Source organism: Rhizobium sp. BK275, assembly GCF_014193555.1.
In the GTDB taxonomy this organism is placed as follows: Bacteria; Pseudomonadota; Alphaproteobacteria; order Rhizobiales; family Rhizobiaceae; genus Rhizobium.
The window spans coordinates 207,023-221,171 of sequence record NZ_JACHZL010000004.1 but is presented as its reverse complement, the minus strand read 5'-3'; the positions used below and the strand labels follow the sequence as shown (position 1 = coordinate 221,171).

The 14,149-nt window shown below is 61.8% G+C and carries 13 protein-coding genes; 4 read left to right on the top strand and 9 right to left on the bottom strand.

Going from position 1 to position 14,149, the window contains the following annotated elements; all coding sequences use genetic code 11:
• The 4 genes from FHT82_RS14535 to FHT82_RS14520 are packed head-to-tail and all read right to left on the bottom strand — an operon-like array spanning window position 1 to window position 6,829.
• Window positions 1–2,073 (bottom strand): hypothetical protein, encoded by a 2,073-nt coding sequence (locus tag FHT82_RS14535; protein ID WP_183731654.1) that lies wholly within the window; start codon window positions 2,071–2,073, stop codon window positions 1–3.
• A 1-nt stretch (window position 2,074) separates the two neighbouring features.
• Complete coding sequence (locus tag FHT82_RS14530) at window positions 2,075–4,888, bottom strand: DUF4159 domain-containing protein (protein WP_183731651.1); 2,814 nt, start codon at window positions 4,886–4,888, stop codon at window positions 2,075–2,077.
• Window positions 4,885–5,805 carry a DUF58 domain-containing protein gene (locus tag FHT82_RS14525; protein ID WP_183731648.1) on the bottom strand — a complete coding sequence of 307 codons (921 nt, stop codon included), beginning with the start codon at window positions 5,803–5,805 and terminating at the stop codon, window positions 4,885–4,887. Before FHT82_RS14525 ends, FHT82_RS14530 begins: the two co-directional genes overlap by 4 nt.
• A gap of 13 nt (window positions 5,806–5,818) precedes the next feature.
• Entirely contained in the window at window positions 5,819–6,829 is a 1,011-nt protein-coding gene (locus tag FHT82_RS14520; protein WP_183731645.1) for a MoxR family ATPase, read from the bottom strand.
• Between the two features lie 160 nt (window positions 6,830–6,989).
• On the opposite strand from FHT82_RS14520, the gene FHT82_RS14515 reads away from it, so the two are divergent.
• From FHT82_RS14515 to FHT82_RS14505, 3 genes are read left to right on the top strand one after another with little or no spacing between them, the layout of a single operon-like run.
• Entirely contained in the window at window positions 6,990–7,625 is a 636-nt protein-coding gene (locus tag FHT82_RS14515) for a DUF1285 domain-containing protein (RefSeq protein ID WP_183731642.1), read from the top strand.
• Window positions 7,622–8,272, top strand: a complete 651-nt coding sequence (locus tag FHT82_RS14510; protein WP_183731638.1) for a CoA pyrophosphatase — start codon at window positions 7,622–7,624, stop codon at window positions 8,270–8,272. Before FHT82_RS14515 ends, FHT82_RS14510 begins: the two co-directional genes overlap by 4 nt.
• On the top strand, window positions 8,269–9,525 hold the full coding sequence (locus tag FHT82_RS14505) for a CCA tRNA nucleotidyltransferase (RefSeq protein WP_183731636.1): 1,257 nt from the start codon (window positions 8,269–8,271) through the stop codon (window positions 9,523–9,525). The genes FHT82_RS14510 and FHT82_RS14505 overlap by 4 nt, the downstream gene beginning before the upstream one ends.
• Before the next feature lie 2 nt (window positions 9,526–9,527).
• Here the strand turns inward: FHT82_RS14505 and FHT82_RS14500 are convergent, their stop codons facing one another.
• The 3 genes from FHT82_RS14500 to hemF all read right to left on the bottom strand — a co-directional run bounded on the left by FHT82_RS14500 (window position 9,528) and on the right by hemF (window position 11,149).
• Complete coding sequence (locus FHT82_RS14500; protein ID WP_112563244.1) at window positions 9,528–9,713, bottom strand: DUF1059 domain-containing protein; 186 nt, start codon at window positions 9,711–9,713, stop codon at window positions 9,528–9,530.
• A 126-nt stretch (window positions 9,714–9,839) separates the two neighbouring features.
• A complete protein-coding gene (locus FHT82_RS14495; RefSeq protein ID WP_183731633.1) occupies window positions 9,840–10,115 on the bottom strand; it encodes a hypothetical protein in 276 nt (91 codons plus the stop codon).
• Between the two features lie 122 nt (window positions 10,116–10,237).
• Window positions 10,238–11,149 (bottom strand): oxygen-dependent coproporphyrinogen oxidase, encoded by a 912-nt coding sequence (gene hemF / locus FHT82_RS14490; protein ID WP_183731630.1) that lies wholly within the window; start codon window positions 11,147–11,149, stop codon window positions 10,238–10,240.
• A gap of 134 nt (window positions 11,150–11,283) precedes the next feature.
• Here hemF and FHT82_RS14485 point away from each other — a divergent pair, with 134 nt between their 5' ends.
• Window positions 11,284–11,544, top strand: a complete 261-nt coding sequence (locus tag FHT82_RS14485; protein WP_183731627.1) for a hypothetical protein — start codon at window positions 11,284–11,286, stop codon at window positions 11,542–11,544.
• Between the two features lie 2 nt (window positions 11,545–11,546).
• On the opposite strand, the gene FHT82_RS14480 is transcribed toward FHT82_RS14485, so the two are convergent.
• Both FHT82_RS14480 and FHT82_RS14475 read right to left on the bottom strand, forming a co-directional pair.
• Window positions 11,547–13,193, bottom strand: a complete 1,647-nt coding sequence (locus FHT82_RS14480) for a Na/Pi cotransporter family protein (protein ID WP_183731624.1) — start codon at window positions 13,191–13,193, stop codon at window positions 11,547–11,549.
• 192 nt (window positions 13,194–13,385) lie between these two features.
• Window positions 13,386–13,847, bottom strand: a complete 462-nt coding sequence (locus FHT82_RS14475) for a tRNA (cytidine(34)-2'-O)-methyltransferase (protein WP_183731622.1) — start codon at window positions 13,845–13,847, stop codon at window positions 13,386–13,388.
• Window positions 13,848–14,149: the final 302 nt, after the last annotated feature.

Sequence of the window (14,149 nt, the reverse complement as noted above, 5' to 3'; positions counted from 1 at the left end):
CTAGCGCCCCTCGCGCCACCACATGGCGCCGAAGGCCAGAAGCAGAATTCCAACACCCGCAAAGCCGGCAAAGAGCGGCAGGGTATTGATGCCCTTCAGCACGGTCTCGTTGGTCATACGGATCTGCATGCGGTCATTGTCGGTCACGCGCACCTGGCCGCGCACGGGCAGGATCGGCGGGACATTGATGGCACCGGCATTGTTGACGACACGAGTCACGAGGCCGCGGCTCTTGTCGGTGATCGGCTTCAGCGCCACGGTCGTCGAGATCATCGCCTTGAATTCCGGCGCATCGACGGCGCCGACATGGGCAAGCGTCGTCAGATCGCCGTTGCGGATTTCGAAGAGGCCGATCTCGTCCATGCGCTTTTCGGCCTTGTAAAGGCCAGGCTCGGTCTGCATCAGCGGCAGGTTCTCGGTCTTGCCTGAGGGATAACGCACGACCGCGTCACCGGGCGCATCACCGATCGTCTGGCGGGTGATTTCCAGCGTGCGGCCGGAGGTGCGCGCCGTCAGTGCTTCTTCTTCCAGCGCCGGTTCCTTCATCAGCCAGTGGGCGATGCGGCGGTAGAGTGAAACATGCGGGCCGCCGCCTTCGAAGCCGCGCGCCCAGAGCCAGCCCTGGTCGGAGAGCAGCATGGCGACACGGCCCTGGCCGGCACGGTTCAATACGAGCAGCGGATGGTTGTCGGCGCCGACCATGACGGTCTGGCCCTGCGGTCTGTCGACGTCGACGCTCCGGAACCAGCGGCCCCAATGCGGCGGTTCGTCGGCGGAACCGTCGAGCCCGCGGGTCACCGGATGCTTGCGGCCCTGTTCGGAAAGGCGGGGATAGAAGGCCCGCTCGATCATCCGTCCGGTCGGCTCTGCCGGCAGCACGGAAGCGAGCGGCGTCATGGCGATTGATTCGGGGCTTGCATGTTCCGGGCCGGCGGCAATCAACAGGGCGCCGCCATTCTCCACATATTGCGCGATGTTGTCATAATAGAGCATCGGCAGCACATTGGCGCGATCCTGATAGCGGTCGAAGATGATCAGGTCGAAATCCTTGATCTTGTCGACAAAGAGCTCGCGGGTCGGGAAAGCGATCAGCGACAGCTCGTTGATCGGCGTGCCGTCCTGTTTTTCCGGCGGGCGCAGAATGGTGAAGTGGACGAGGTCGACGGAGGCGTCGGACTTCAAGAGGTTGCGCCAGGCGCGCTCGCCTGCATGCGGTTCGCCGGAGACGAGAAGAACGCGCAGGTTCTGGCGGATGCCGTCGATGATATGGACCGCGCGGTTATTGGCGTCCGTCACTTCGCCGGGGATGCTGGCCACAGAAAATTCCAGGACATTCGCGCCGCCGCGCGTCACCCTGAAGGAGAAGGGTGTATCCTGGCCGGGCGTCGCCTGCAGCGTGGCGATCTCGTCGCCGTTCAGGCGCACGGTTACATTCGCGACGCCGCCGGGGCTTGGGCCATCGTCGAAGACGCGCAGCACAAGCTGCTGCTCCTCGTTGACGATGCCGAAGCGGGGCGCCTTGATGACCTCGATGCGGCGGTCGAACTCGTTCGGCTTGCCTGTAATCAAGCCATGGATCGGCGCGTCGAAGCCGAGCGCCTGATTGACGCCGGGTACATCGTGCACTTCGCCATCCGTCAGCATGATCGCGCCGCCGACGCGCGAGGGCGGCACATCGGCAATCGAAGCCGACAGCGCCTCGAACAGGCGGGTGGAGGGGATGTCGGAGTTGCGATCCTCATTCACATCGACAAAACGCGGCTCGATCTGCGGAAAGCGCGCGAGCTGCGTCTTCAGCGACGCAAGCGCATCATCCGTCATCGTCATGCGATCGGCCGTCTGCTGGCTCTGGCTGCGGTCGACGATGACGGGGACGATCGTTGAAAGCGGGTCGCGATCTTCCTGCAACAGCACCGGATTGGCAAGTGCTGCAAGCAGGGCAAGTGCCGCAAGCGTGCGGATCCAAGCGCCTCGAATGCCGCGCCAGATCGCGAAAGCGGCAATCATCAGCACGATGGCGGTCAATACCGCCAGAAACGGCCAGGGCAGGAAGGGCGAATAATCGAGCGTCATGTCACTGCCCCAGACGTTCAAGCAGGTCGGGCACGTGGACCTGGTCTGTCTTGTAGTTGCCGGTCAGCATGTACATCATGATGTTGACGCCGGCGCGGAAGGCATATTCGCGCTGTGTATCATCCGGCGGCACGGTGGGCAGCAGCGGCGTGTCATTGTCGTCAACGGCCCATGCGCCGGCAAAATCATTTGCGGTGATCAGGATCGGTGAGACGCCGTCTGCGGCGGCGGCCGGCTTGTTGCTGTTGTTCTGTCCGCCCTGCCGCGCCTCGATCCAGAGCGGGCTGCCAGTGTAACGGCCGGGGAAGTTCGACAGCAGATAGAAGGACTTGGTCAGCACATGATCGTGTGGGACGGGCTCCAGCGGCGGAATATCCAGATTGGCAAGGATCTGCTGCAGGCGCTGGCCGTTGGCGGTCGTGTCGCTGCCGCCTTCGAGCGAGTCGATCTGGTCGCGCGTGTCGAAAAGCACCGTGCCGCCGTTGCGCATATAGGCGTCGATGCGGCTGATGGCGGCGTTGGATGGCATCGGCGCGGTTGCCGAAATCGGCCAGTAGATGATCGGGTAGAAGGATAGCTCGTCCTTATTCAGGTCAATGCCAACAGGCGGGGACGGCTCCAGCGTCGTGCGGTAGGTCAGGAATCTCGTGAGGCCGTTGAGCCCCTCTTCGGAAATATTGTCCACATCCTGCTCGCCGGTCACGACATAGGCGAGATGGGTATTGTCGAGCCGCTGCATGATGATGTCATCGCCCGGCTGGGTATCGTTGGCATGCAAGATGTCCGGCTGCAGCATCAGGCCGGCCGCAAGTGCCACGGCGATCGTCGCGGCAGTGCGAGCGCGCGGGCGCATACGGGAGAAGGCGCCGTTCATGAAGAGCACGATCAGGCTGTCGGCCAGAAGCAGCAGGAAGGCGATGAAGAAGAGCAGGGGCTTGGCCGACCAGCTTTCACCGCCGACGAGGCCGGCGCGGACGACATTGACGCCACTGATGTCGAGCGGTTTCAGCTCGGCATTGTCGGGCAGCACGTTCAGCGCTGCAAAGCCGTCTTCCGAGCCGTAGAGGCCGGGCGGGTTGTCAAAATTGGCAAGTGGCGCGGCCTTGGCATTCGGGATCAGCGGACGGGCATTGCCGGTCTCCGCGACCAGCATGCCCTTGGCCGTCAGCATGCGGAAGGGCGGCAAGGTCTCGGCGACACGCGCGCTGCCCGTCGATTCCGAGGTCACGCCGCCGGACCGTGAGATCTGGATGAGGTGTCGCAGCATCTCGACGAAGGTACCCGATATCGGCAGGTTCGACCAGGTTGCCTCGGCACTCACATGGAAGAGCACGATCTGACCGGCATTCATCTTGTTCATGGTCACGAGCGGCGTGCCGTCGGTAAGGCTTGCCCAGGTGCGCTCGGCAAGATCGGGCGTCGGCTCTGCCAGCACCTGGCGGTTAACGGTCACGTCGGTCGGCCGTGCTATGCCGGCAAAGGGGCTGAAGCTTGGGAAATCCGCGAGTGCCTGCGGTTCGCTCCAGGACAGGCTGCCGCCAAGCGCCCGTTCGCCCTGGCGCAGGGTGACCGGGATCAGCGGATCCTCTGCCGGTGCCGCAGCAAGGCGCGGACCGGCAAAGCGCAGCAGCATGCCGCCATTCGATATCCAGCGCTGCAGCGGCGCGTAGGTATCCTCCGGCAGGCGGCCGATATCGGCCATGATGATGATGGAGGGATTGTTCGCAAGCAGCTTCGGAATGGCGACCGAAAGATTGGCGTCGGTCGGCCGTACCAGATCCGCATAGGGCTCCAGGGCTCTCTGGATGTAATAGAGCGGCGACAGCAGCGGTTGGAATTCATCGCCGCTTTCGCCAGAGAGGAGTACGACCCTGCGGCGCTTGAAGGCATCGTCGAGCAGATGCACGGCGCCTGCGGTGGCGCCGGTATTGATGCTGACGCGGGCAAAATCGTTGCGCATCTCGAAGGGCGCCGAAATGCCGGCATTGACGGCAGTCTGGCCGGGCGCGAAATCGGCCCTGCCGGTGGCGATCACGCGGCCCTGCGCGTCCTGTGCGTTGAGCGCGACGGAGGCAGCGCCAGCGGGGCTGAGGCGTGTCACCTTCACCGTCATCGCATCGGCCGTATTGGTGGCGCCGGAGATTGCTATCGTCTGAGCCGTATCGCCTTCGATCACGCGCAGTTCGGCTGGCTGAAGGTCGGAGAGTTGACGGACGGTGGCGTCGTTATCGCTGCTTGCCGCGCCATCTGTGATGAAGGCCAGCGTGCCGGGATGCGTGCCGTTCAGCGCGGCGCGCAGAGCCTCGAAAGCCCGTTGGCGATCCGGTGCGAGCGGCTTCGGCTCGGCAGCGCGCAGCTTTTCCCGGGCGGCCGAGGCCGTGCCGGGTGTCGCGTCGTTGGTCGGATCGGCGGTGAAAGCAATGGAGACGACAGCGCCGGCAGACTCGGCATCGTCGATCAGCGCGTCGGCCGTCTGGACGCGGCGCTCCCAGTCGGGTGCCGAAGCCCAGCTGTTGTCGACGAAGAGGACGAGCGGACCACCGGACGCGAGCGAGCCCGTGCGCGGATTGAAGACCGGATCGGCGATCGCGAAGATGATGGCGGCTGCCAGAAGCATGCGCAGCAGCGTCAGCCACCAGGGGCTCTGCGCCGGCGTTTCCTCACGTTTCAGCACAGTCGCCAGGATTTTCAGCGGCGGGAAGACTTCCGCCTGCGGGCGTGGCGGGGTGAGCCGCAGCAGCCACCAGATGACGGGAAGGGCAATCAGCGCGCCGAGGATGGCGGGATAGGCGAAGGCAAAGGGGAGCGCGCTCAAAGCTGTCCTCCATGCGTTGCCTTTGCCGGCATGCCGGAAAGATACATATGGACGGCGACCAGCGCTTCGGACGCCAAGTGATCGGTGCGGTGGCTGACGAAGGTCCAGCCGAGATGGCGCAGCGATTGCCCGAGATTTTCGCGTCGAGCCAGATAGGCGTTGCGATAGGCTTCCCGTAGGCTCTCGGCGCGGCCTGATGTCAGCCTTTCGCCGGTCTCCGGATCGGTGAATTCGGTGCGGCCGTTATAGGGGAAGATCTCCTCGGCCGGATCGGCGATCTCGACCACATGGCCGCGCAGGCCGCGGCGGGCAAGCGGGCCGAGGCGGGCCATGATGGCGGGCGCGTCATCGAGGAAATCGCCGATGAGGATGAGATCGCTCCAACCGCGCACCATCACGGTTTCGGGCAGGCCGCCGGTCAGCGGCGTGTGCATCAGCGCGGCAGCAAGCCTTTCGGCTGCATTGCGGGCGGAGATGGGCTCCATCACGCCGGGGCAGCCGATGCGCTCGCCGGATCGGGCGAGGATTTCGGCAAGCGCCAACATGATGACCAGCGCCCGGCTTTCCTTGGATACGCTGCCGTAGCTCGACTTGAACATCATCGAGGGTGACATGTCCGCCCAGAGCCAGATCGTATGAGCGGCTTCCCATTCGCGGTCGCGCACATAGGTGTGGTCGTCGCGGGCGGAGCGGCGCCAGTCGATGCGCGACAGACTTTCGCCTTCGCTATAGGGGCGGAACTGCCAGAAATTCTCGCCGATGCCGCGCTTGCGGCGGCCATGCCAGCCGGCGATCACGGTATTGGCGATGCGCTTGGCTTCCACCAGGCAATCCGGCACGAGGGCAGCCCGCTGCCTTGCGCGGGAAAGGGCATCATTGCCTGACGTCGGGTTGACGATCTGTCCGATGGATGCCACGCGCTGCGCTTCCTTATCCCTTTGCCTGCCTGACCAGTCCAGCGATAACGTCGCGCACCGACATGCCCTCGGCACGGGCGGCGAAGGTCAGCGCCATACGGTGCTCGAGAACAGGCTCGGCAAGCGCATAGATATCGTCGAGCGAGGGCGCCAGGCGGCCTTCGTAGAGGGCGCGGGCGCGGGCACAGAGCATCATCGCCTGGCCGGCGCGCGGGCCGGGACCCCAGGCGACATGCTTGTCGGTGGACGCATTGCCCTGGCCCGGACGGGCGGAGCGAACCAGCGAAAGGATTGCGTCAACGACGGTGTCGCTGACCGGCATCTGGCGCACGAGCGTCTGGATTTCCGCGAGACGCGCGGCATTGATGACCGGTTCGGGCCTGGCTTCGGTGAGACCGGTGGTTTCCAGCAGGATCTGGCGTTCGGCCGCAAGCTCGGGATAATGGACGTCGACCTGCAGCAGGAAGCGGTCCAACTGGGCTTCGGGAAGCGGATAGGTGCCTTCTTGCTCCAGCGGGTTCTGTGTCGCCAGAACGTGGAAGGGCGAAGGCAGGTCATAGCGCTGGCCGGCAATCGTGATATGATATTCCTGCATGGCCTGCAGCAGTGCCGACTGGGTGCGCGGGGAGGCGCGGTTGATTTCGTCAGCCATCAGAAGCTGGGCGAAGATCGGACCCTTGACGAAACGGAAGGAGCGGCGGCCGCTCTCGTCCTGGTCCATCACTTCGGAACCGAGGATATCCGAGGGCATCAGGTCGGGTGTGAACTGGATGCGGTTGGCGGCAAGGCCGAGAACTTCGCCGAGCGTCGTCACGAGCCTCGTCTTGGCAAGGCCCGGAACACCGACGAGAAGCGCATGACCACCGGAGAGAACGGCGAGAAGCGTGTTTTCGACCACGCTTTCCTGACCGAAGATGACCTTGGAAACTTCCGTGCGGATGGCGGCGATATCGGATAGCGCTCTTTCTGCGGCGGCGACAATCGCCTGTTCATCGAGGCTGGCTTCGGTCTTGATCATACCCATGGGCGTCTCCAACGGCTGAAATCATTCGGCTGCGAATCGTCTGACTTTAATAGGCGTGCCTCATACCCGATACAGTTATGAACATGTTGCGGGCTGACAAGTTTGTTTCAAATGACTATCTCGTGACTTTATTTTGTTAAAAGCAAACCGGGACGGAAGAATGGCAGCCGAGGAAATGAGGCAGATGGCGGATGCAGCGGGGCTTGCCGCGCTGATTTCGCGCGCTTCCGAGGCGAAATCCGGCAAAAAGCGCGGCTTGCCGCCTGTCGAAAAATGGAATCCGCCCTTTTGCGGCGATATCGACATGGAAATCCGGGCGGACGGCACATGGTTCTACATGGGCACGCCGATCGGCCGGCAGCCACTGGTCCAGCTCTTTTCCACCGTTTTGAGGAAGGACGGTGACGGGAAAACCTATCTTGTAACTCCTGTGGAAAAGGTCGGCATCAGGGTTATCGACGCGCCCTTTGTCGCTGTCGAGATGAATGCGAGCGAGCGGGACGGGCGGCAGGTTCTAACTTTCCGCACCAATGTCGGCGACGTCATAGAGGCCGGCAAGGATCACCCTTTGCGTTTTCCGGGGCATGGGCCAGGGCACAGGAAAGACAGTGAACTGAAGCCCTATCTGCATGTGCGGGGGCGGCTTGAAGCATTGGTGTCACGTGCCGTGATGTATGAATTGGTCGAGCTCGGCGAGGTGGCCGAGGTCGCGGGCCGGGACATGTTCGTCGTCCGCACCGGCGGTGAGACTTTTCCGATCATGCCGGTCGATGAACTGGAAGCAGCCTCCCGATGAGCGAAGCGATCAGCAAGACCTATCCCCCGTTTTCGGCTGCCGAGTTCCGTCGCCGTGCGCTCAATCAGATCGGCGCACCCATCGATCATGCCTGGCGTGACCATGGCGATCATGTGCTCAATCCCGATATCGTTGCGCTGGTCGAGACCTTCAAGCTGCGCGACGCGGCGGTGCTGGTGCCTGTTGTTGATGATGGCGATGAGGCGAAGGTGATCTTCACCAAGCGGACGTCGACACTTCGCAAGCATTCCGGCCAGATCGCCTTTCCCGGTGGTTCCATCGATCCCGACGATGTCTCGCCCGAGATGGCGGCGATCCGCGAGACCGAAGAGGAGATCGGCCTTGGCGGCGGTTTCGTCGAAACGGTCGGGCGGCTGCCGAACTATCTGTCGTCCACCGGCTTCCGCATCACGCCCGTCCTTGGCGTTGTGCAGCGGGGTTTTTCGCTGCAGCCTAACCCCACCGAAGTGGACGATGTTTTCGAGGTGCCGCTTTCCTTTCTCATGAACCCGGCCAACCACACGCGAGACAAACGCATGGTCGACGGCATCGACCGGCATTTCTACCGCATGCCCTATGAAACGCGGATGATCTGGGGCATCACCGCCGGCATCGTCCGCACGCTCTATGAAAGGCTCTATGCATGACCTCAGTCGCCGACCAGGCCTGGTTTCAGGATCCGGCGCTCAGCCGTGTCTTTGCGCTGCTGAACGCCGATGGTGGGGAAGGGCGTGTTGTCGGTGGCGCGGTGCGCAACAGCTTGATGGGGCTTGCGGTCGCCGATATCGATATCGCCACCACGCTGCTGCCGGAAGCCGTCATGGAGCGGGCCGCTGCTGCAAGCATCAAGGCGGTGCCGACCGGAATTGATCATGGAACGGTGACGCTCGTTATCGATGGCCGCCCCTTCGAAGTGACGACGTTGCGTACCGATGTCGAAACGGATGGCCGTCGCGCCAAGGTGGCCTTCAGCGCAGACTGGCAATCGGATGCGGAACGGCGCGACCTCACCATCAATGCGCTTTACGCAAATGCTGCGGGCGAAGTGATCGATCTCGTCGGCGGGCTCGTTGATATCGAGAAGCGCAATATCCGCTTCATCGGCAATGCAGCGACGCGGATCGCCGAGGATTATCTGCGCATCCTGCGCTTCTTCCGTTTCTTCGCCTGGTACGGTTCCGGACGGCCCGATGCGGAAGGGCTGAGAGCGTCATCCGCCGCGCATTCGAAGCTGAAAACGCTGTCGCCCGAACGGGTCTGGTCGGAGCTCAAAAAGCTCCTGTCGGCGGAAGATCCAGGCCGGGCGCTTCTCTGGATGCGGCAGGTTGCGGTTCTCTCGGAAATCCTGCCGGAAACGGAAAAATGGGGCATCGATGCTATTCCGGCGCTCGTTTCGACCGAGAAGGCGCTCGGCTGGGTACCTGATCCCTTGCTTCGGCTTGCCTCGATTATTCCGCCTGATCCGGCGCGGCTGGAGGAATTGGCAACGCGGCTGAAATTTTCGAATGCAGAAGCCGCCTATTTCAGGGCCTGGGCAAAAGCCGCTCCAGTCAATGATGAGATTTCCGCTGCCGCCTTCGAGAAACTGCTCTACAGAAACGGCGTGGACGGCATCATCGTTCGGCTGAAACTGGCGCTCGGCGTTGCCCGCGGCAAGGCAGAGAATGGTAGTTTTGATGAAATGAGCCGTTCGGCGCGGCTTTCGAAGCTTCTGGATCACGCACGCATCTGGAAGAAACCGCAGTTTCCGCTGAATGGCGCAGATGTGATGGCCACAGGCATGCAGGCCGGCCCGAAGGTCGGTGAAATCCTGTCGACCTTGGAACACCAGTGGGTGGAAGAGAATTTCGTTTCCGACCGGGCGGCATTGCTCGCCCGGCTCTCGGAGATTACAGGTTGAGATCAGGCCGCGTTCGCTTCGTCGCGGATGCGGGCCTTGATGTTGTCCACCATGTTTTCGCGAATGATCGTTTCGCCGTGGGCGGTTCTCATATGTTCGACGGCGCGGCGAACGACTTCAGCATCATTGTCGGCCCTTGTGTGCCAATCGCATCCGGGAACGAGCGTACCGCATTCGAAAAGTCGCATGGTCTTCTCCTGTCTCTGAAATGCAGAACCATCGCGCTTTCGCGCGACTGAGGAATGTGCGGCAATGGAGAAGGTTCCGGTGGAGGAAAGCTCCGGCCGACCTGGATGCCGGCCGAAAAGCTCTGTTTATGGATGGGGCATTGCCCAGGCCATGTAGGTGTCCGAAAGGTGAGCGGGCATGTTGCTGTTGGCAGCACCCGTTGCCTGCTGTTGAAGCTCTTCCGGAGTCTTGCCGCTTGCGAGCTGCAATTTCACCTGCTCGACAAAGCAGGAGAGCGGCAGGTCCGAGCCGCTTTTTGCTCTCAAGTTTTCGGCGATGCGCGTTAGAAACTCGGGCGCGTCGATGGCGCGAGACGTTTCCTGAATACCTGCAGAAGCAGGCAAACCGCTTTGTACCGTCATGACAATCCTCCTCCGATTGTAACGCACGAGACTCATTTAGGACGCACTCAGCTCTGATGAAGGCCTTTCAACGCGATTTTACCGGAATAGTATTTCAATTTTATCAGCACGCCTCTCGCAGCCTATGGCCAGCGTACGACAGGCGGCAGGGATGAGAGAATGGATTCGACATTGCCGCCGGTTTTCAGGCCGAAGATCGTCCCCCGGTCATAGAGTAGATTAAACTCGACATAGCGGCCACGGCGAATCAATTGTTCGTCACGGTCGGCCTCCGTCCAGGTTTTGTTGAAGTTTGAGCGGACGATCTTGGGATAGACCATGGAAAAAGCCCGGCCGACATCCCGCGTGAAGGCGAAATCGGCATTCCAGCCGCCGGCCTCCTCGCTGGAGCGCAGCCAGTCGTAGAAGATGCCGCCGACGCCACGCGCCTCGTTGCGATGCTTGAGGAAGAAATAGTCGTCGCACCATTTCTTGTAGGCATCGTAATCGGCGACCGCGTGGTTGCGGCAGGTGATTTCCATCGCCTTGTGGAAGAGCTGCGTGTCTTCATCTTCCTGCGTGCGGCGGCGTCCGAGCACCGGCGTCAGATCGGCACCACCGCCGAACCAGCGGCTGGTGGTGACGACCATGCGGGTGTTCATGTGAACGGCCGGCACGTTGGGATTGACGGGGTGGGCGATCAGCGAAATGCCCGACGCCCAGAAGCGCGGATCCTCGCTGGCGCCTGGGATCTGGGCGCGGAAGTCGGGTGCGAATTCGCCGAAGACCGTGGAGGTGTGAACGCCGACCTTCTCGAAGACGCGGCCTTCCATCATCGACATGCGGCCACCGCCGCCCGCACCATTTTCACGCGACCAGTCCTTGGTGACGAAGCGGCCGGGCTCCTGATCGGAGAGAGGGCCTTCGAGCTCATCCTCCAACGCTTCGAAGGATGCGCAGATCGTGTCCCGCAGCCCCTCGAACCATGTTCGGGCGGCGGTCTTCTTGTCCTCGATGTCTTCGGGCAGGCCGATCGGCAGTTCCGGTCTTTCCATGCGATTCGCTCTTTCCTGATCTCAACAGTGGTTTAGCAGGTGAGGCAGAGGCCCGCCAGGAGAGGGAAGCACCTGCAAGATTCGACTCGCAAAGGCTGGACTTCGATACTACGTTCCATCCAGAGGTAGGTTTCATGGCGAAAATTCCGGGGCCTCCGCCCTTCGAAGGCTTGAAGCGCAGGATCGCAAGGCATCGGGCAGAAGCGTCCGCCCGGCAAAAGGATCATTTTGTCCGTGAGACATACAGGATGGGGCTTATCGAAGCACGCGCCAAGGCGCGTGAATGGTTCGACGAATATCCCAAGGCCGCCTACTGGACCGAAGTGGAGAGCTGGCGCCAGCTCGAGGGCGACCAGATCGAATTCACCATGCGCCGCCTGCCTTCCGCCGACTGAACCTATTCTGCCGCATCACGCAGGCGGCTTTCGATCAGAAGGCCGCTTTCATCGAGGATCGGATGTGCCACAGAGACGATGTGAGCGTTGATGCGCTTCAGGTCGCGCAGCATATCGAGATGGAGCGAACTCGTCTGCAGGCTGTCGGCACGCCCATCGCGCAAGCGCTCCAGATGCCGCTCGGCCGATTGTTTCTCCATTCGGCGCACTTCGACCTTCACTTCCATCATCTGTCGGGCGAGGTTGAAATCGCGGGTAACGAAGATCGTCTGAGCGACGCGCAGATTGTCGATCGTCAGATCGAACAGCTTGCGCAATTCCCTGTAGCCGTCTTCGGAGAATTTCAGGCCGAGCGAAACCTTCTTGCCGACCTGCTCCAGCAAGCCTTTCTCGATGATGTCGCCCATGTGCTCGAGATTGATCGCGTAGTCGATAATAACGATCGAGCGGCGGGCGTTCTCGTCGCTCAGGCCGCCACGTCCGAGTCGGGAAAGGTAGACTTTCACTTCCTGCTGCAGCAGGTCGACGCGTTTTTCGAGCGCCGGGATCTCGGCGAGCTTGGACATGTCATTATGTTCGAAGGCTTCGGAGGCGCGCAGCAGCATGCGTTCGATGAGATCGCCGACGCTGAGCACCTCGCGCGTCGCGCTGGCAAGCGCTACGACGGGCGTCGACAATTCCTGCATGTCGAGGAATTTGGGTCCCTGATCCGGCTGCGCAACATCGGGCACGAGGCGGGCGGTGAAGGTGGAGAGCATCCGCGAAAAAGGCCAGGCGAGGCCAGCGAGCAGGATGTTGAAGATCAGATGCGCATCGACCGGCAGCTTGGTGGGGCCGAAAGGCAGCATTTGCAGGAGTGGCGCGGCGTAACCGGCAAGCGGCAGCGCAATCAGGCAGCCCATCGTCCGCACGATGAGATTGCCGAGTGTGACGCGTTTGGCTGAGGCAGGGCCGGAGAGTGTGGCGACGACAGGAGGGATCGCGCCGCCGAGGTTGGCGCCGAGGACGAGAACGATGATGAGTTCCGGCGATACGATGCCCGTTGCGGCAAGCGACAGGATCAGGACGACGACCGCAAGACTCGACGAGGATATGAAGGCCAATGCTGCAGACAATACGAGCGCAACGGGCCAGGCGTCGCCGAGCAAGCCGATGAAGGCCGCCAGCGCCGGCGAGTTGCGCATCGGCTCCGTCGCACTGCCGAGCAGATGCAGCGAGAAGAGCATGAGGCCAATGCCGATCAGTGCCGCGCCGCCGCCGTGACGGGCGCTGGAGCCTCCGCGATAGAGCACGATGCCGGCAAGGATGAGAAGGGGCGAAAGCCATTCGATGCCGGTCGCGACGATCCAGGCGGTCACGGCCGTGCCGACATTGGCGCCAAGCAGCACGATCTGGGCCATGCGCGGCTTGATGAGATCGCGCTCCACGAAAGAAGCCGTCATCAGCGCCGTCGCAGTCGAACTTTGCAGAGCGATCGTTGCCAGGAAACCCGACAGGATCGATCGCGGACCGGTTGCGGTGCCGGTCGCCAGCCCAGTTCTCAAGCGTGCTCCGAAAGCGCGCGTGACGCCGTCCTTGACCTGCGCCAGGCCGAAGAGCAGCAGCGCTATCGCGCCGAACAGATTGATCATGACGATCGTGGATTCCATGGCCTTGGCTTTTTCTTCTTCTTCTTGAAGAGTTTATCTCGATTCTACATTTCCGTAGTCGAGTAAATCATTGGAATCTCACTGCTTGTACAGATTTATTGATTGCCTGGCTAATTAATATAGGCGCTTTTGCGTCGATTCAAAGTATTGTTTGCGACATGCAGGCCGCCGAGGATCGGCATGCTTGCCGATTCAGGACCAGATGGTCTGGCGCATCGCTTCGCCAACGATCATCGCGGCGGAGACGGCAAGGTTGATCGAACGCTGCCCATCCACCATCGGGATCAGGATGCGCCCGTTGGTGCGTTCATGCACGTGATCGGGGGCGCCGGCGCTTTCTCGGCCGAAGATCAGGATATCGTCGGGACGGAAGGCGAAATCTGTGTAGCGCTGCGATGCCTTCGTGGTGGCGAGGATCAGGCGGCGGCCGGTGACTGCGCGCCATTCCTCGAAGCGTTCCCAATTGACATGTCGGGTAAGTGCAGCGGTGGCCAGATAGTCCATGCCGGCACGTTTCAGGTTTCGATCGGAAATGTCGAATCCGGCGGGCTCGATGATATCGACCGCAAAGCCCAAGCAGGCGGCAAGGCGCAGGATTGTTCCGGTATTGCCGGGAATATCGGGTTGATAGAGCGCCAGTCTGAGGTCCGCCATGGGAAGTTGTCCGTGTGATAATGCGAAAATGACCTATCCGAACTGTGATTTTGAAGCAACATGACGCTTTTTGACCATTCGGCGGTCACTTTCCGATGCGGTGGGGCTGGAAATTTAGGCAATTTCGCGTTATCGGTGCATATCTTCAATCGCCAACAGGGAGCGCCGACATGACTATATTTGTGCTGATGCGTCTCCCGCCTGTGATGCCACTGTTGGTGACCTGGCGCGTATAAAGCGCTTTTTCTTCCCCAATTGCCCATTTGATTCATTGCGGGGCTATTACGGCCTCGCCCCTTGAG